At 55.6% G+C, this 17,040-nt stretch carries 16 protein-coding genes and 1 pseudogene; 6 read left to right on the top strand and 11 right to left on the bottom strand.

What is annotated here, in order from left to right; all coding sequences use genetic code 11:
* Window positions 1-6: 6 nt before the first annotated feature.
* From EYW42_RS19205 to EYW42_RS19225, 5 genes are all read right to left on the bottom strand, one after another.
* Entirely contained in the window at window positions 7-552 is a 546-nt protein-coding gene (locus EYW42_RS19205; protein ID WP_135537061.1) for a TATA-box-binding protein, read from the bottom strand.
* On the bottom strand, window positions 552-3,518 hold the full coding sequence (locus EYW42_RS19210) for a DEAD/DEAH box helicase (RefSeq protein WP_135537062.1): 2,967 nt from the start codon (window positions 3,516-3,518) through the stop codon (window positions 552-554). The genes EYW42_RS19205 and EYW42_RS19210 overlap by 1 nt, the downstream gene beginning before the upstream one ends.
* On the bottom strand, window positions 3,511-7,680 hold the full coding sequence (locus tag EYW42_RS19215) for an Eco57I restriction-modification methylase domain-containing protein (RefSeq protein ID WP_135537063.1): 4,170 nt from the start codon (window positions 7,678-7,680) through the stop codon (window positions 3,511-3,513). The genes EYW42_RS19210 and EYW42_RS19215 overlap by 8 nt, the downstream gene beginning before the upstream one ends.
* Before the next feature lie 6 nt (window positions 7,681-7,686).
* Window positions 7,687-7,878, bottom strand: coding sequence for a hypothetical protein (locus tag EYW42_RS19220; protein ID WP_135537064.1), 192 nt, complete (start codon window positions 7,876-7,878; stop codon window positions 7,687-7,689).
* Window positions 7,879-7,978: 100 nt separating this feature from the next.
* Window positions 7,979-9,232, bottom strand: a complete 1,254-nt coding sequence (locus EYW42_RS19225) for a hypothetical protein (protein WP_135537065.1) — start codon at window positions 9,230-9,232, stop codon at window positions 7,979-7,981.
* A 324-nt stretch (window positions 9,233-9,556) separates the two neighbouring features.
* On the opposite strand from EYW42_RS19225, the gene EYW42_RS19230 reads away from it, so the two are divergent.
* Both EYW42_RS19230 and EYW42_RS19235 read left to right on the top strand, forming a co-directional pair.
* Window positions 9,557-10,162 (top strand): site-specific integrase, encoded by a 606-nt coding sequence (locus EYW42_RS19230; protein WP_135537066.1) that lies wholly within the window; start codon window positions 9,557-9,559, stop codon window positions 10,160-10,162.
* Entirely contained in the window at window positions 10,159-10,578 is a 420-nt protein-coding gene (locus EYW42_RS19235) for a hypothetical protein (RefSeq protein ID WP_049909253.1), read from the top strand. Before EYW42_RS19230 ends, EYW42_RS19235 begins: the two co-directional genes overlap by 4 nt.
* Window positions 10,579-10,660: 82 nt before the next feature.
* Here the strand turns inward: EYW42_RS19235 and EYW42_RS19240 are convergent, their stop codons facing one another.
* The 3 genes from EYW42_RS19240 to EYW42_RS19250 all read right to left on the bottom strand — a co-directional run bounded on the left by EYW42_RS19240 (window position 10,661) and on the right by EYW42_RS19250 (window position 12,160).
* Window positions 10,661-11,203, bottom strand: a complete 543-nt coding sequence (locus EYW42_RS19240; protein WP_135537067.1) for a hypothetical protein — start codon at window positions 11,201-11,203, stop codon at window positions 10,661-10,663.
* Window positions 11,200-11,406, bottom strand: a complete 207-nt coding sequence (locus tag EYW42_RS19245) for a hypothetical protein (RefSeq protein WP_004591972.1) — start codon at window positions 11,404-11,406, stop codon at window positions 11,200-11,202. Before EYW42_RS19245 ends, EYW42_RS19240 begins: the two co-directional genes overlap by 4 nt.
* Window positions 11,407-11,782: 376 nt before the next feature.
* Window positions 11,783-12,160: a TRAM domain-containing protein gene (locus tag EYW42_RS19250; RefSeq protein WP_049909251.1), complete on the bottom strand. Its 378-nt coding sequence runs from the start codon at window positions 12,158-12,160 to the stop codon at window positions 11,783-11,785.
* Between the two features lie 325 nt (window positions 12,161-12,485).
* On the opposite strand from EYW42_RS19250, the gene EYW42_RS19260 reads away from it, so the two are divergent.
* From EYW42_RS19260 to EYW42_RS19270, 3 genes are read left to right on the top strand one after another with little or no spacing between them, the layout of a single operon-like run.
* Window positions 12,486-12,725 carry a hypothetical protein gene (locus EYW42_RS19260; protein ID WP_004591969.1) on the top strand — a complete coding sequence of 80 codons (240 nt, stop codon included), beginning with the start codon at window positions 12,486-12,488 and terminating at the stop codon, window positions 12,723-12,725.
* Window positions 12,718-12,912: a hypothetical protein gene (locus EYW42_RS19265; protein WP_004591968.1), complete on the top strand. Its 195-nt coding sequence runs from the start codon at window positions 12,718-12,720 to the stop codon at window positions 12,910-12,912. Before EYW42_RS19260 ends, EYW42_RS19265 begins: the two co-directional genes overlap by 8 nt.
* Window positions 12,909-13,100, top strand: a complete 192-nt coding sequence (locus EYW42_RS19270) for a hypothetical protein (protein WP_004591967.1) — start codon at window positions 12,909-12,911, stop codon at window positions 13,098-13,100. Before EYW42_RS19265 ends, EYW42_RS19270 begins: the two co-directional genes overlap by 4 nt.
* A gap of 78 nt (window positions 13,101-13,178) precedes the next feature.
* On the opposite strand, the pseudogene EYW42_RS20660 reads toward EYW42_RS19270, so the two are convergent.
* Window positions 13,179-13,627, bottom strand: a pseudogene (locus EYW42_RS20660) (HVO_A0114 family putative DNA-binding protein).
* 313 nt (window positions 13,628-13,940) lie between these two features.
* Between EYW42_RS20660 and EYW42_RS19280 the strand changes: the two are divergent.
* Window positions 13,941-15,695, top strand: a complete 1,755-nt coding sequence (locus EYW42_RS19280) for a hypothetical protein (protein ID WP_135537068.1) — start codon at window positions 13,941-13,943, stop codon at window positions 15,693-15,695.
* 548 nt (window positions 15,696-16,243) lie between these two features.
* Here the strand turns inward: EYW42_RS19280 and EYW42_RS19285 are convergent.
* Both EYW42_RS19285 and EYW42_RS19290 read right to left on the bottom strand, forming a co-directional pair.
* On the bottom strand, window positions 16,244-16,687 hold the full coding sequence (locus tag EYW42_RS19285; protein WP_135537069.1) for a PIN domain-containing protein: 444 nt from the start codon (window positions 16,685-16,687) through the stop codon (window positions 16,244-16,246).
* The gene (locus EYW42_RS19290) at window positions 16,684-16,968 is read right to left on the bottom strand and encodes an AbrB/MazE/SpoVT family DNA-binding domain-containing protein (protein ID WP_135537070.1); all 285 of its coding nucleotides are present in this window, start codon (window positions 16,966-16,968) and stop codon (window positions 16,684-16,686) included. Before EYW42_RS19290 ends, EYW42_RS19285 begins: the two co-directional genes overlap by 4 nt.
* Between the last annotated feature and the right edge of the window lie 72 nt (window positions 16,969-17,040).

The following is a 17,040-nucleotide window of genomic DNA, read 5'->3' on the forward strand; positions in this document are numbered from 1 at the left end:
TCAGAATCATCCGCTAAGGAGGTCATCAATTTGCTTCCGGAGGTGAGTAACGGCGTCTCCAGCAGTATTCACATCAGACGCGCCAGTGATCACCACCTTCCCAGAGGCAAAGACCAGGAGTACACACGCGTGGTCGTGGGGTCGGTACACTAGGCCGGGGAACTGCTCAGGCTCGTATTCCGTCACTTCAAGCCCTAAGCCGATCGCAAGGGCTGACAGATTGAGCGATCGCTCCATATCTGCCATACAGACGTAGTTCTGGACGGTGAACCAGGCATCATCAGCATCCGAGACAATTCCGTGGCGATTCAGGAGGGTCAGGAACTTATCTCGGAGGCTGCCAGCCTCGGCTTCCGATGACGCCCCTGTAATAATGTACTTCCCAGTTCGGTACAGCGTTATCAGCGGCTCGTCGTCACCGAATCGAAAGTAGGCACCAGGGTATTTCTCGGGATCGTAGTCGACGACGTCGTCAAGCTCCCGGGCGACCGTCTCAAGATCGAGTTCCACATCGAGAGCGCCCGACGCAACGACGTTGACGACCTGTACCATCAGTTGCCTCCCTGCGGCGATGGAACGACGAACACTGCGGTCACTAGGTCGGGCTCTTCCGGCGTGACGTGTTGCTCCTCGTCAAGCTGCGCAAGCTCTGCGTCGCGCTCACGGCGGAGGCTCTCGAGTTTCTGTTTTGCATTCCCGATCGGAGCGGACATGTCCCGCCCCTGCTCTGCACGCTGCTGGTACGTTTCGAGACGTTCCTCCCATTCCTCGATTTGCTCGGCGAAGTAACGTTCGGCGTGTTCACGTTTGATCTCGATGTCGCGTTCACGCTCGCTGCGAGCTTCCTGGGCAAATGATTCTACCTGCGTCCACGCCTCCATCTCGGCCGCCTGATGGAGGTCGTCAACCGCAGCTGCGAGCTGTTCACAATCCGGATGGGACGCTGCATCTTCCGGTGGCATCGTCTCCACGAACTCCGGCACCTCCGTCGTAACTGACTCGTCTAGCGTGGCATAGAGTGGAACGAACTTCTCGGTCACTACGTCTCCGGCCCCTGAGACGTAGCCGAGTCGGTAATTGAAGAGGATGCCCGGCGCGCGAGCGTCGTTCGCAGCCACCTTCGTTGCTACCTGGCCTTGGACTCTCTCCGAGTCCAGGCAAAACTCGATGAGTGACTGGACGAGCGGATGATCGAGCGAGATAAACTCGATGTCGTCCTCCGCGATGGCGATATCCTTGGTGAACGTTGCCCGTGCGTAGCGGCGCTGAACGTGATTGCCATTCAGTATGTCGGGGACGTCAAGCTGGAACACGTCGCCTTCCGTCCGTGCGGGACCGGGACGGACGCCCGTGATCGTGCCGCCGAACTCGTCGAAAAACACCCTGACGAGCGTCTCAATGTCGTCCTCGGACACCTCGCCGTGTTGGCTCCGCTCGATGACGTCGAGGATCTCGTCGTCTTCGCCCGAGAGATCGAACCGGTCCCGGATGAGGAAGTCGTCTTCGACGGTCTGGATAGCGTCCTTCCGCTCTTCGATCGTCGCCTCGACGTCGGCAACGACCTGCTCAGTTGGCTCGTCCTCAGCGATGGCCGCCATGATAGTCTCGTCGAGGTCGACGTCCTCGAGGACACGACCGAGCACGTCCGAGCGCATCCCGAGGTCAGACTCGATCTGGTTCGTCTTCTCGATGAGCAAATTCAAAATCTCGCTCTCGCGGGTGTTGGCGAAGAAGAGGTTGCGGATCTCGACGGTGTGCTCCTGGCCGTAGCGGTGGAGTCGCCCCATCCGCTGGTCGATGCGGATGGGATTCCACGGCAGGTCGTAGTTCACCATAATGTGAGCGAACTGGAGGTTGAGCCCCTCCTGGGCGGCGTCGGTCGCGAGCATCAGGTTCGCCTCCTGTTCGAACTTCTCCATCTCCTCTCGTCGACGATCCTGGTCGAGGTCGCCGTACACCTGCGCGATATCGTGCTCGGGAAACACCTCGTCACGCAGATACTCCAGGGTGTCCGTGTACTCCGTGAAGATCAGGATCTTCTCGTCGGGGTTATCAGAGAGAATGCGATCGACGAACTGGCGAAGCAGTCGGGCTTTCGAGTCGGTCTCGATGTTCTTAGCTTGCTGCCAGAGCTGTTTCACACGGTCCAGTTCCTGCTGGATCTTCGACCGATTGAGCGTGATCGTGACGGTCTCCAGCGCCTCCTCGACGCGGGCACGCTCGGCGTCGGTCAGCGTCTCGGGTTCCGTGCTGTAGCGTGGGATGAGGTCCTGGACGTCGTCTGGAAGTTCCTCGGCGACCGCATCGTTCTGGATCGCCCGCATCCGATTCTCCAGAGATTTCCGGATGGCATAGATGCTCGAGACGAGCCGCTTCTGGTAGATGACCATCGTGAACCCGGCGGCCTGGTTCTCCTCCTGCTGGGCGAGATTGTAGTATTCGCGAATGTACTCGGTGACGTCGTCGTACAGCTTCCGCTCCTCGCGGGTCATCTCAACGGGGAGTGCCTCGATGTTCTTCTCGGGGAACATGCGCGTTCCGTCAGTCTCGTACATGCCGTCCTTCAGCCGGCGAATCATCAGATCCTCGAGCGCGTCCGGATTGATCTGTGACTCGTGACTGAAGCGGTAGGGATCGAGCAGACTGGTGAGGAAGTAGAACTGGTCGGATTTCCCCTTGTGTGGGGTCCCGGTGAGCAACAGGAGCGCGTCCGAGTTCTCGGCGACGGCTTCGCCGACCATGTAGCGCTGGGTGCGCTCCATCGACTCGTCGCTCGACCGCCGGGCCGTCAGGTGGTGGGCCTCGTCGAACACCGCGACGTCCCACTCTTCGTCGAGATTATCGAGCGCGTCGAGGACGGAGACCGCGTCCGAATTGGGGTCGTCGGTCGTCTGCTTCGCGAAGTCGATAGAGGTGATGATGAGGTCTTCCTGCTTCCAGACGTTCTGGTTGGGGTGGGACTTGCGGTGGGTCCGAACCGTCTCGCGGTCGTAGATGACGAAGTTGCGGTCGAACTTCTCGCGCATCTCCTCCTGCCACTGGACGGTCAGCGGTGCTGGCGCGACGATGAGCACCCGGTCGGCCCGGTCGCGGGCGATGAGTTCCTCGATGACGATACCGGCCTCAATGGTCTTCCCGAGGCCGACCTCGTCGCCGATGAGATATCGGTGGTCGTAGGAGTTCAGAATCTCGTAGGCGGCTTGAACCTGGTAGGGCTCGATCTCGATGCGATTGCTGGTCAGGGAGAGAAATCGGTCGTATCGGTAGGCGAGGTCAAGGCGGGTTGCACGTTCGCGAAGGTCGTAGTGTAGTGGTGAATCGATTTGCTTCGCGGCGAGCCGGTCAATGATAGAGTCGATCCGCTCGATATGGGGCAAGCCGCTCGGGAGTTTGCGGAGTTGGCCCTCCGTGGTATAGACATGAAGGAGTTGGCCTCCATTTGGACGATCTTCAATTTTGGTTATTTCGCCCTGACCACCAGCGAATTTGATGTGATCGCCGACGTCGTAGTTAGTCATCTGCAAGCGCAGATTCGACTACCTCTATCTCTTCATTGGTGAGTTCGTAAAGTTCGTAGATGAGTTGATTGATACAGTCGTCAGCCCTCTCAATCTCTTTCTCTAGCTTGTTTGCCCGGCATTTCGTTTCACCATATCGTTCGAGCCCCGCTTCGACATCATCTACTTTGGGCAATTCGATCCCTTCAAGGCGATCTATCGGTGATATCGTTTTCGTGGCATTATTTCGGAATCCAGCAAACCCATCTGCTTTTTCCACTACAGTTGGGACTAATGCCTCAATTAGCGCCATCTCTTCATCGCTGATCTCTGTGATTTGGAATGCAGGAATTGGATCTGTTTGCGTATATCCGTTTGAGTCGATGTCGTGTTCCTTCTCGTTTACAGGCTTGTACCTGATGGTTGCAGAGACCGTTACGGTTGTGTCATCCCGTTCGACTTCGACGTGATCGATTTGTAACTTCCCGTCAACTCTGTCAGAGTCAGTAGTCGCATGGTGCATCGAGTCGGAGTCAGCAATCGGTTGGTAGAACCCTACTTCACCAAGCGTACAGCCGCTTTCATAATTCCCGAAGTAATCGAGCACGTCGAGATTGAGTTCTGCTAGTTTTTCTCGGGTTTTAGTTATCTGTGTCACCAGTTCTGTGAGAGCATTATGTGCCATCGATTCCCATTCCTGACGATCCTCCGCCTTTTCTTGGAGGATATCGACGAAAGACCGCCTCTCTTCGCCGTCACCGGGCGATTGGAATGAATCGATAGTAGGTCGAGATTCCAAACTGGACGGATTTGAGATGTCTTTTATCGGGAATTTAAGCAATTCGTTCCGGTGAAGATCAACTGTCGTGTACACCTCATTATAATAGAAGGTCATTAGGTTCGAGTTGATGAGAGCACACACGTACTCATGAGAGATGTTATCGACCGTTAGATGGACGAGAAGTGCGTCTTTGATGTACGTACTATCGTCATCGACAACGGCAGATGGTCGTTCGCTCATCCGACTTACAATGATCTTCTTCCGTTCGAATCGCTCTGCTTCCCCGGGACGTGCGGTTGATTTATTCTCTTTCATATCGTCTGGTACGTACCAAACGTAATCTCCGCCCCAGGTCAGTAGATATCTGCTGACGTTCTCACTGGTAATCAGTTTCTCATCCTCCGGTTTTGTAGACTCTTTCTTGAGATATCTTGAATCATCCGCAGTTTTCAGACCGAAGTCGACCTCCGCGACTGCTCCTAGATTCGTAGACTTTGATTCAATCTTCTCTCGGACATCGTATTCCACCTCCGAGAGGATGAAGAACACGGAGTCATCCCCGTAATAGTCGCTCTGGGGAAGCTCGTAGCGGTCATCGTTTGAGATGGTGTCCGAAATCGTGATCGTATTCTCTTTTCTGCTCGTTTCGGTAGCATCTGGCGACAGAAGTACGATGACTGTTTCTACACTCGCATCTTCGAAGACATTCTCGGGGAGGAGACCGAAGGAACGAATCTTGCAACTAGAGAGGATGAATTCCCGCAAGGATTTCGCGCTGCTCAATATCCGCCACGTATCTGAGGTAATCATACCCACGTTCCCACCTTCTTTCGTGTTTTCGATAGAGAACTGGAGGAAGCAGTTGAGAATATCGCTCTTTGCTTTATAGGACTCCCCGTAGAGGTTCCAAAGTGCCGATTTCAACTGATCATCGAGGTTGTGCGGTCGGATGTAAGGAGGGTTTCCGATTATCACGTCGAACCCGGAGTTATCGACTCGCGTCCCATCTTCGTTGTAGAATACTTCTGGATATTCTAACTTCCAGTGGAAATACTCATCGTCGCTGGCCCACATCTGCGCATCTCGAAACCACTGCATATTCTCGATCTCTTCCCAGCTATCGTCGGTTTCCAGGGCAGCAGCCATTTGTTCGTACGCGTCGGACGGAAGCGTATCTAACTCGAGTTCCTCAGCAGTGTGGACGTTTGTCATCGCCTCTAGCCGCTGCCGAAGCTTGTTCTGTTCGAACTCATCGTACCTCGCTTCCATCTCCTTCACATCGGCGAGTTCCTGATTCTCGATGACGATGAAGTCCTGATAGATCCGCATCAACTGCTCTATCGTCCCCTGCTTCGTGTCGATATATTCCGACAGAGATGACTCGGATTCGGGACGATCCTCCCGCTTCTCGCTTTCGAGGGCGTCGATCTCTTCGAGGTCACTCCCGACGAGCGAGTTCCCAGTCTTCAAGTGGTGGTCGAGGAACGCCAGCGGCTGTTCGGCAGCGAGCGTCCGCAGCCATAGCGACACCTTCGCTAGCTCCACTGCGAGCGGGTTCAGGTCGACACCGTAGATGCAGCGCTGAGCGACCTGCCGGCGGGCCCAGTTGATGTCGTGGTCCTCGTCGACGGTCTCGATACCCTGCTGGGCGGCCTGCTTCTCCTGGGCGTCGATGATCTCGCGGGCCAGGTAGTCGACGGCGCTCGTCAGGAAGTGTCCGCTGCCCATCGCTGGATCGAGAATCTTCAGATCGAAGACGCGCTCGGCGAACTCTTCGGCGAAGCCGCGGTCGCCTCTGGCACTCCGACCCGCAAGGTCCGCCCGGATGTCGTCGACTAGCGGTTCAAGCGTGTTCTCGACGATGTACTCGACGACGTACTCGGGCGTGTAATACGAACCAGTGGCTTTGCGCTCGCCGGACCCAGTCGTCAGATGTACCTCGCCCTCGTCGACGACCACCGTGTCTCCCTCATCGGCGCTCACGTACTCGCCGTCATCGAGGGCCAGCGGTTCGTCGGCGACGTTCAACTTGTACTCGAGGAGCCCCTCGTAGATGCTCCCGAGGTGACGGACATCCAGCGACGAGTAATCGACGAAGATTTTCCCGCCGTCGTTGCCGTTCTGACTCCGTGTCAGCAGTTCGATGACCCGTGCAAGATAGGCGTCACCGACCTCGTACTGAGCGAGAAAGCGTGGTTCGGGGCCGTCATCCTCGTCCGGGTCAGTGCGGAACAGCCCGCCGTTGTACGCCGGAATGTAGAGGTCCTCCTCGGGAATCCCACGGGATTTGCTCCCCTGGTCGATGAGCTTGAACAGCTCGTCGAGGCGCGACCAGATTTCGTCCTGCCAGTCGCGATAGCTGGGATCAGGACTATCGAGTTCGTCGGCGATATCCTGCTTGAGCGAATTCAGACTGTAGGACTCCTCGTAAATCTCGTTGCTCGTGTCGAGTAGTTCTCGACCCTCCGCTTCGGCATAGAGGACGAAGATGAGTCGATAGAGGTAGATGAGCGAGCTATCGTGAATTAAACTCAGCCGTGCCTGTTCGAAGTCTGCTGGATCGTCGAGTAGTTCCAATTCTTCGACGAGCGTCTCCTCGTCGAGGTCGTTGTCAGAGTACTGCAGGAATCCCTCGGAGAGCACCTTGATGGCCTCGTAGATGTTGTCCTGGAGGTCCGCCCCCAACTCCTGAGCGAAGACGTTACTCTCGCCGTAGACGTCGTCGAGGAAGCAATCACCGCTGGCGTCTTCGAGAAACGCGCCGTGCCGGAAGAAGAGGTAGAAATACTTGAAGTCCTCCAGGTCGCCCTGTTCGAGGACGGTCGGGAGATCGATCTCGTAGTAGGAGTCGAGGCGGTGGCTCGTCGGGCCGTAGTACAGCCGCCACTTCTTCCCGTCGGTGAGCACGGCCCACTGTGCGTCGTCTACTTCCTGCAGATAGACGTGGATCTGGTAGCTCGGGTTCTCGAAGTCACGTTCGTGCTCGCCGCTGCCGCGAGTGTCCAGCGGTCGACCCCATCGCTTCGCGTCAGCGACGGCGGTGGCGTTTTCGTAGAAATCACCACCAGAATCCCGACGCTCGAATGCGCCACGAGCGGCGTCCTCGGACTCGAAGAAGCCGTAGTCCGGCCGGCGCTTGGTGCGACTGGTGCTCTCCTCGACCTCGAACGGGATGCCCAGCGTCCGGAACATGGGCCGGATGAACTTCTCCTCGAGCTGGGATTCGTTGCGCTTCGGGGCCGTGTCCTTCTCACGCTCCCAGAGGTCCATAATGTCCTCCTTGGCGTCGCGAAGGTCGGCCTCGCTGAGCTCGTCCCACGCTTCCGTCTCGGGGAGGTGCTCGTCGAGGTAGTAGTTCGAGAACAGGTCGCGATTCGTGCGGTAGGTGAGTGCCGTTTGCATAGCTGATTAGCGAGGAGTAACGATGAGGAAGCGGGCAGCGTCCTTGCTGTCGATGAGGGCGTGTGCGACTTCGTTCGCGTCGACGACGTCTACCTCGACGTCGTCGCCGATCTCCGCTCCGAGTGTTTCGAGTTCGGAGCCGGAAATGTTCACCCGCCCCGAGTTGCCGGAGTTACGGGCGATCGACTTACGAGTCATTCGCAATAACAGGGCAGATTCACTGATATTATATAGTCTTTACTTAGACTAGTTCCCTGTTAGCCACAGAGTTACTCGCGGTTTGACAGTTATCTATGATTCAGTAGCCTGACGGGAACGAGAGCGACGAGTGAGGATGATCCGAGGCTCGCGCATAGATGGTGTCTCCACTTCGGGTTATTACATTGTGGTCGCGGAGTGTCGAGACATATTCACGGGCTTGTTGTCGAATCGGCTGTTCGCGGCGCTGCGCGTATTTGATGTTCTTGTACCGTTGTCGGAACTCGTTCCAGCCCTCGTCGATGAACTGGTCTAGATCCATGCCGTGATCGCTTCTGAGCAGGTGATGGAATGCCTCCTGGAGAAGTATACTCGCCTCTCGCTCTGTTCTGTCATCGGTCCGTCGGTAGAACGTGTTGACGTAGAGCAGGTGGAGCCCACCACGGACGATTTGGCGATACCAGTCGGGCAGCTGGATTGCTGCGGGTGCTACTTTCCGGGGAATGATCGCATTCGGAACCTCGTTAACGAGTTCGTCGAACCGCTTTCCATCTAGGCCGAGGCCATACGAAGTCTCCAGACGTGGGACGAATTCAACCCGGTTGCGGACGTTCAGGAATTTGGCTGCATCGGCAAGATCAGGATTGGTTTCTTCGCAGGCGATGAGTTTCTGTGTATCTATGACGCTACCATTGTGCGCCCGCATGATACCCCGCACGTTCTCCGATGCGAGATGTGAGATAAGAACCGGATTGCTCGGCGGGTACTCTTGGGTGGAGACTTCCTCTGCTTGGACGACTTTATCCCGCCGTCCGTCCGCATCATGTTCTGTGATTAGCTGAATGCCATTGTAGACTTGGAGCGGGAAATACTCCTGGTTCAGTGATAAGAGTCCATCAACTTCGTTATCGATACCGCGAAGCATGGGTGTATAGTGACCTTTCGGGAAAATGTCGATAGGGATAGCATCGTTGAGAAGTTCTTTTTCCCTCGCCAACGCTGTGTAGAGGGTTAGTTCTGGAAACGTCGATTTATATTCGTGGTTTGGGAGGTTATAGAATATCTCTGTTGCTCTCTTGACTCGCGTTCCTTCTAAAGAAAGATCAGCCCCAATTCGCTTCATATATGGGAATCCATCAACTTTCTCACGAGCGACCTCGTCCTCCGCGAGTAATTCAAGCAAACACCGACCAGAGAAGTTCTGATAGATACCTGCACTCTCCAATTCAAGCTTGAAGATATTCGCTGGCCACGCCTCAAATTGGCCAAGCCGCTGATCAACTGCGTTTCGGACGTAGTCGAATAACTCCGAGCGTTGTTGACTCGGTGGCGGATTCAGAGACAGAACTACCACACCCTATTTAATGGAGACCGGCCGCCACATGTAGACGATACTATTCCCCTCCTCATCGGTGAGCGTGCTATAAGCTGGCTGGATGATATGAATGAAACTATCGATTAGTCGCTCTGATCTGGATAAGACAGCTATTCTTCATTTCGTGGAACGGTCTGGTGCTCAAATCACTATAGAATCTCTGTTGTACGAATTGTCGACTTATCATAGAAGTCGTCACTGAAACACTGCTATGCTCCGCTCAAGCGGTCTAATCGGGGGGTGACACACCACCGTTTCTGATGCTCGACAGATATTTAGTGTAAGCTTGTTTTAGAAGCTCCTATGCGACTGGAAGCGACCGCAAAGCAGGACGAATACAAGGTCTGGATGACCGACGCCGAACTCGAGGAGCTGCGGCGGGCCGCTATGAATCATCGCGACGATCTCATCATCCAACTCGGTGGCTACGTCGGCCTCCGAGCCTTCGAAATCCCGCAAATCCACCCAGAACACGTGAAACGCACGCCCGACGGCGATCACTACCGACTCCGGGTACCAGAGGGAAAGGACACGACCGGGAACGGCGGGAAACCCCGTGATGCCTACCTCCCCACAGACGTCGAGGGCGACGTTCACCGCTACCAGACTGCCGAAGATATAGCGCCACACGATTTATTGATCGATCTCACCGAGCGCGGTATCCGCGATGTCGTGAAGCGCACAGCCGAGCGTGCGGCCGCCGAAACCGGCGACGACGACTACCAGTACGTGAGTTCCCACGACCTCCGCCGACGCTTCGCGCAGCGACTCCTCGTCGACCGCCAGATGAACCCCCGCGTCGTGATGGCCGTCGGCGGTTGGGAAAGCTTCCAGGCTATCGAACCCTACCTCAATGCCCCGACCGCCGACGTCGTCAACGCTGCCTTCGAGGAGGCCGGGCTCGCATGACCGAGGACGACGTCGACCCCGAGAACCCGCGACCGAACGGGCACTATCCCCGGTTTAGAGATAACGAGTGGCATTACGTTCCGGACGACCTCGCACAGACGATCTCGCTCGGGCCGGGCGGCGACGGCGAAGACGGCCAAGACTGGGTGCTCACGTACACGCCGGAGCGGCGAGATGAGGACGACCGCGAGAAAGTCCTCGTCCGGCTGACGCCACGCGCGCTCCACGAGCTTTACATCGAGACGAAGGGCCTCGACGTCGAGACCCGGCAGATGGGCCACCGCGCAGAGTGTGACCTCTGTGGCGAGATGGTCGATTTCGAACGGGCGATTCCGAACGGCCAAGGAGAGCCGTGTCACAGGCGCTGCTGGGCCGAAGCGTACGGCGCTCCCGAATGGTTCACTGACTACCTCTGACTGCTCTACTCCCTCGAAGTGCTACCCCTCGGTGACGCTCACAAACGGTACGGGTATTACAGAGTCAGATACCGAGAAGCGTTCATTCGGCGTCGGAACAAGAGGTTCTGTTTATCCACCACTCCGCCAGCCGTGGTACACTGAACGAAAATATGTATGCTGCGAAGCCGATTAGGAAGAGACCGCTCCCCAGTACTCCAGTAAGTCCGGCTGTTATCGCGCTCTGTGCGCTCGACATCGGCAACCCAATATCAGCGACTGCAGAGAAGACGTGGTTTGAGGTGATGATCCCGACAGCAGCCAAGATGGCGATTCCGAATAGGGTCGTCCAATTCCCGACGAATTTCGCTTTGTTCCCCCACCGCTTTGCCTTCCCCAATCGTGGGTCGTACACGGGTTCCGACGGCTCTGTTCTCGCAAGCCGCCAGTGGTTCGGCTTTCCCTCGTGGTCCAGTACGAGTCGGTTCGCACCTTCGAGGTCCTTCACGTAGCCTTGAACCGCTCGTCGTTGGACCGGGAACTCCTCTGTGACCTCATTAGTCGTGAGAGTATGCTCGTACGGCTCATCCAACTCTCGGAAGACGTTCAGAACGTCCTCATCTGTCGGGCTCGGGACCATGGTCATGAAAAGATACTCACTAGAGCAGCGTACACCGTTCCTCCTGCTAACAGGATTGCTACGAGGATATAAATAAATCCCCAGAAGCGGAGGTCGATCATCGGTTCCAGAGCGGAGGAGGACGCAAAGATTCCGCCGACGACGATGAAGAGGAAACCGCCGAACGCCAAAGCGCCGGCGGCACGGAGTGCATCCGCGACCCCGCTCATCGTTGGCTGCCTCCCTTGTAGCTGTCATCGCATGTTCGATGATGGTCGTACATCACACTGAATAGTGTATCACGAGGGGACTTAATCCACATCGACGTTTTGTCCTATTTCAGGCGTTAGAGGCGTTCTCTTTAACGAATTCGCTTTAACGAACGGCACGAGAGAGCGCTGACCCGCTTCTCAAACAACGGTCGTCCCTGAGGGTTGTCTCGGAGAGCACTGTTGTTACTCCCCATAGTCGTCGCACACTTTCTTGATCGTGGCGCAAAGTCATCTATAGTTCAGTAGCACCTGACTCCCATAAGAACGGGCCACCTCTGGTGTCCACCCGAGAGGTGCCCCATGCACATCACAATCGACGTGCGGTTCACGATGTCTACTCGTCGTACTCGGCCATCTGCGTCGCAACGCCATGAGCTGCATTCGGCAGCACATTCGTGATTCGGCAGTGGACGACATCGTCCTGCTCTACGGCGAGTCCGTCACAGTTGACAAACGTCACAATGCCGTCTATCTTTCCGACTCCGCTATCCGGATCGCTTCCCTGACCTGGCGGATCGAAAATTTTGACCGTTTTCACATCACCTTGGGAGAGCGTATCTCGTGCATCCCCCTGTTTCGCCTCGACGTGAGCTGTCTGCCGGTCGAGAATAGCTGGAGCGAATATGTCTTCGATGGCGCTCATTCTATCCTCTAGCTCTTCTACTCTTTCTTCTAGCTCTTTGATGTATTTGTCTTTGTTCTTACTTGCCATACGACTACAAAGTCGGATCTTATTACCAAAATAGTATCGGAACTGAAGAGTCACGTGAGGGAGATGGACGGTGAGCATATTGTATATCCACAGTTACGACCTGCCCAACGCTGGCTAGTGATTCAACGTAACCAAGGAGTAGGTTCAGACCGAGAAGATGGGCGTCCAGAACATCCACTACACGGATGCCGGTGACTCGGACGTGTCACCGACCGACTTGGTGAGTTCGACCTCAATCGTGAACGTGTCGTAGGGAACATGGGGCTTCTTCGAACCGCCCTCTTCCCAGAGGTTGAAGGCATCTCACTCGAATACGGTGAGAACGATGAGTAAGGCGTACCGCGTGTACTGTGAGGACTGTGGCCTCGACGAGATCTACGACTCCGAGGAGCCACCGAAGAGAGAGGTGAATTACTGGGGAAGTATCGAGAAGGCGCGTGAGCAGTGGTCTGCGAAATCGGCGGCGAAGGGAAACCGAGATAACCACGCCGCGTCAGAATTCCGTGACTACGACGAAGGACTCCGTCACCGGGTCCATATGGAAGAGGTCAGTGCCGATGAGTGAGCGAACCGTTCTCGGTTCCGAATTCGCCACCTGGGCGAACGAACGAGTCGGCGACACCTGCCCGATGTGTGGGACAGAAATCGAGTACACGCCGCTCGGGATGAAAGACGGCCAGAGCACGCATCGAATCGAGTGCGACTGTTCCGTGATCGAGTCTGCTCCGGCAGCGGAGCACGGTGAACGATGACCGAGAGACGTCGTGTGCATCTGCACCGCGACAACGAGGCGACCGAGGAGCGTCGAAACGGAATCGCCGTCGAGTGTCCATTCTGCGGCGAATGGGAGGATTCGCACACGCTAATGCACGACGGCTGCGATTGCGGCGCTGAAGCGTGGACGGAGCTGACCTTCGAAAAAGACGAGAACGATAAGTGAAGCCTCTCGTCGTAGCTCATTCATTCCACCGCCGTACCCTATTCAACAGACCGAGAAGATGGGCGTCCAGACCGCCCGCTACGCAGATGCCGGTGACTCGGACGTGTCACCGACCGACTTGGTGAGTTCAACCTCGATCTTCACCGTGTCGTAGGGAACGTGGGGCTGCTTCGCGCTGCCCGCTTCGCGGAAGTGAACGATACGGTACTCGCTCAGGATCTGCAGGTCGTCGTGAACCTGGCGGACGTCCCGGTCGAGGCGGTCGGTAAGGGCGCGGATGCTCTCGGCTGGCTCCTCCATCAGACTCCGCACTAGCTCCAGGCGGCGCGGCGTGAGAACGCGCTGGAGTCGCTGGCGTCCTGGAAGTTGACGACGTGCGGCACCGCTTCGCCCTGCTCCCAGCGCTCAGCACGGTCCAGCGCACTCTCCGTGTGCTCCTCGAACGGCGTCGACGTGATGCGGAGCGTCGAGGGATACTCGGCGTCCGCTGGGGGTTCGTGCGGGTGGTCAGGCAAATTCCTGCCCATGGATAGGTCGACCTCCTCGAGGATCTTCGACGCCGGCATCGGGGCAGTTGTGTTGCCCACGTGGGACAATATGCGCATGATAGATGGTCATTGTGGTGAATGAACAACGCTGGTATCCGCCCTCTTCGACTATCCCGAATCCTCGCGTTCCAACCGTTCTGTGACTTCTGTGATGTTCATTCCTTCCAAGCCTTCCAGAGAGGGTGTCATACAACGGTACGCAGATCCGTTCTTCGCTCCCTCTATTCGCTCAATACAGACAAATGAGGTAGTAGGTGCTAGTTATATGTGACCTCAATTGGCAGTTGATGTCATGTCTTCCAGCATCAGTGATGCAGAGAGAGTCAATCTGCTTTTGAGTGGTTCTAAGAGTTTTGAGGAGATCGCAGAGGACTTCGAAGATGAAATTGACTGCTATTACAATCTCCAAAACGCTGCGAAAACCCATCTAAGAAGCTTCGAGAAGTACCTCCGCTTCTACGAGGTCTGTATCGATCAAGGTCCGACGGGCTTCGTGTACTCGCGCCTGAATCGAAATGCAGAACGTTCTCTGAAGAACATGGTAGTTCGAGGAAGTGACGCCGGAAAGAGATTCCCGATTAACTCCCTTTCTGAACTAGATAATCGGGTCAAGGGTTATCAGGATTTGGGTTTAAACGGGCTCACGACCGGGAATGTCGTGTCTACAATCTTGGAGCACATCTATACAGAAAGAGAGGATTCCGTCTACGAAATTTGTGATAACCTCCTACACGATTCAAACCAGCCAATTATGGGGAAGAAGCTCCTCGTGCATGCTCGATTCATTTCTGTGACAACCTCGGTGGATAGGGATACGGAAGCCTTCGAATATTACTTGAGTGAGTTCCTGTCTGATCTCCCTGACCCGCACCCAGAGGATGAACGCTCGGCTGATGAACTCTGGGAACGCAGCGAGGAGGCTGCGTATGTAGATACGGAGAAGCTGAAACTAGCCCAGTCAAGCGTCGTCCGACAGCCGGCGGAACGCCGTCTTGCAGAATACCTGTACTTGGACGCTAGAGATACCGTGGAACGTTACCGGCATGGCCAACGCAAACCCAAGCGGGCTGAGCTCCAACTGTGCAGCCATCAAATCAGGCTACTTCAAGGAAAGTTCAGCGAGATATTCACAGAGGAACAGAACACTCGGATGCGCTCCTACCTGAGAGTCGTTCTGGGGCAAGAAAGCAGCGGGAACTGGTGGGCCTCTCAACAGGACGCAAATAACCGCCCGGACCCGAATTATCGGCAGGCAGCAACTCATTTCTATCGTGCTGCGCAGATAATCAAGCCGATCGACAGAAATCGATTTCTGAAGTATTTCAGCAAAGCAGTGAGGAACGCGGCTACGGCTGCTATCTACGAGAACTACGGGTCAGCTAATGGCTGGGAAGTCAGTTTACAGCTCCACAACACGGCGATGAGAGTGCTCTCCAGTCTCGGTGCAGACGGTGATGCGAAAGCCACTGAGACGGTGGACGAGTCCATTGCCCTTCATCGATGTTTGGGTTCCCGAGCGGATGCTGTCCTAGCTTGTTACGAGGGAGACCCGGAGAGAATCAGGGAGTCTGTTAACGAGGCCTGGCAGGTGTTGAAGACTGGTGAAGTTCCAGTGCATATCAATACAGATTTCCTCAAAGCCTTAGACATAATCGCGGACGCTATCGAATACAAAGTAGAGGGTGCTTTCGCGGATTCGGTCGGGGAGTTTGAGTCGATTGAGATCACTGAAGAATTACTGCCGACTGAGCAACCAAAGAGCCTTGAAAAAATCAAGAGCTACCTAATGAAGGAGGAGTACAGAGATGCCCTAGAAATCGCCGAGAAGACGTTCAAAGAGGGGTCCCCGATACGTACTGCTGTAGAAATCCTCGCCGGAGAAGAGGCTCATACGCCGCGACTTACTGAGGAATACACGTATCCGATTATCGGCGTTAGCGACGCCTCCATCTGGTCGCTTGCAATGGTCACAGAGTTCATTCAGGGCGGGGATGAGGTTGACTCGGAAGTAGCTGATCAGTTGGAGAAACTGGTACTGGAGTTATAGGTTCTTTGTGGGTGCTGAATGAAGACGCTTCTTCCGGTAAACTACCACGACACAGGCAGAACCGAGAATATGCCCTCTCGTCTCCCCTGATTCACTGATTGACTTGTGATGCTGGCGGGACGCTCCGTTTCAGGCGACCCAGCACCTGTAGACAAGAAGGGGAACAAGGAGAGTCTCTCGCTCTATTGAATCTCCACATCTAAACAAACCTCTGTTCGTCTGTTTCCTCTGGTACTTGCTTGTTGTACTTGAAGACATAGCGGGTATCTCCAGCGTATCGGTTCAAGAAGATAATAGGATTAAGACATTCGCAGACCTACTGAGTAGGTGATTTATACCCAACAGTAGTGAAATCAATCACCTTGGGAGCTGTTCAATGACACCCTACTTCGAGACCGAGTTCGGCTGCCGTCTACGGCGCACTCGAATAGTTCATTGATTACGCATAGCCAGAAGTCGAGAAAACGCGATAGACGCCGGCGAAGAGCCATTATTCGGGATACAAGGGTAAGATGGTTGGGCGGGGGAAACGGGTGTCTAGAACGGAATTAGACTGGTTCTTCGCGGATTTGCTGCACGTCGATGTCCTCCGACAGATCACCGAACTCGGGGTCCGCTCCAACGACGAGAGTTGCCTCCTCCTCGATTGCCAGCGCAGCAGCGTATGAATCGCCGAGCGAGATACCACCTGCACCTTTGATGCGGGCGACCGTACTCCATGCCGGGTTCTCTATCGTCACTCCAAAGCCCCGGAGGATGCGCAGATCCTGCTCGCCGACGTCGAACTCGTCTTCGCCAGGCGGGGTTTGGTTCGGGTCACCTGTTTCGAGACGAGCGACTTTATAGACGATCTCAGTCGCGGTGGCGTGGGAGATTGCTCCATCCGCCTCTTCGCTTTCGATCGCCTGAAGCTTCTCGGTCACATCCGGAGCGCCAGGTTCGTCGTAAAAATACGCGATGAGTGGTTCTGTGTCAAAGACGTAGTCCGTCATTGGTGCCGTTCGAGCCGCTCATCGCGCTCGAGCTGTTTGTCCTCTTCTTTCATCTCCCGCAGGTGCTCGAGGACGTCTCCCTTCTCGTAGCGGCCGGCGTGGACACCCTGCATCTCTTCGACTGAGGGGAGGGGTTCGACCACGATTTTCCCCTCCGCTTCGTGGATGAGTACCTTCCCAGGCGTTTCGATGCCGAATCGTTCACGGAGTTCCTTGGGAATCGTCGCCTGCCCCTTCTTAGACACGCGAATGATTTCTCCCCCATCAGTACTACTGGACATCTCTGTATTACAGTATGATTTAGTGCTACTAAACTCTTCTCGTCATACTCAGTGCCCGATAAACTCCATCGG

This window comes from Halostella pelagica, from assembly GCF_004762015.1.
Classification (GTDB): domain Archaea; phylum Halobacteriota; class Halobacteria; order Halobacteriales; family Natronoarchaeaceae; genus Halostella; species Halostella pelagica.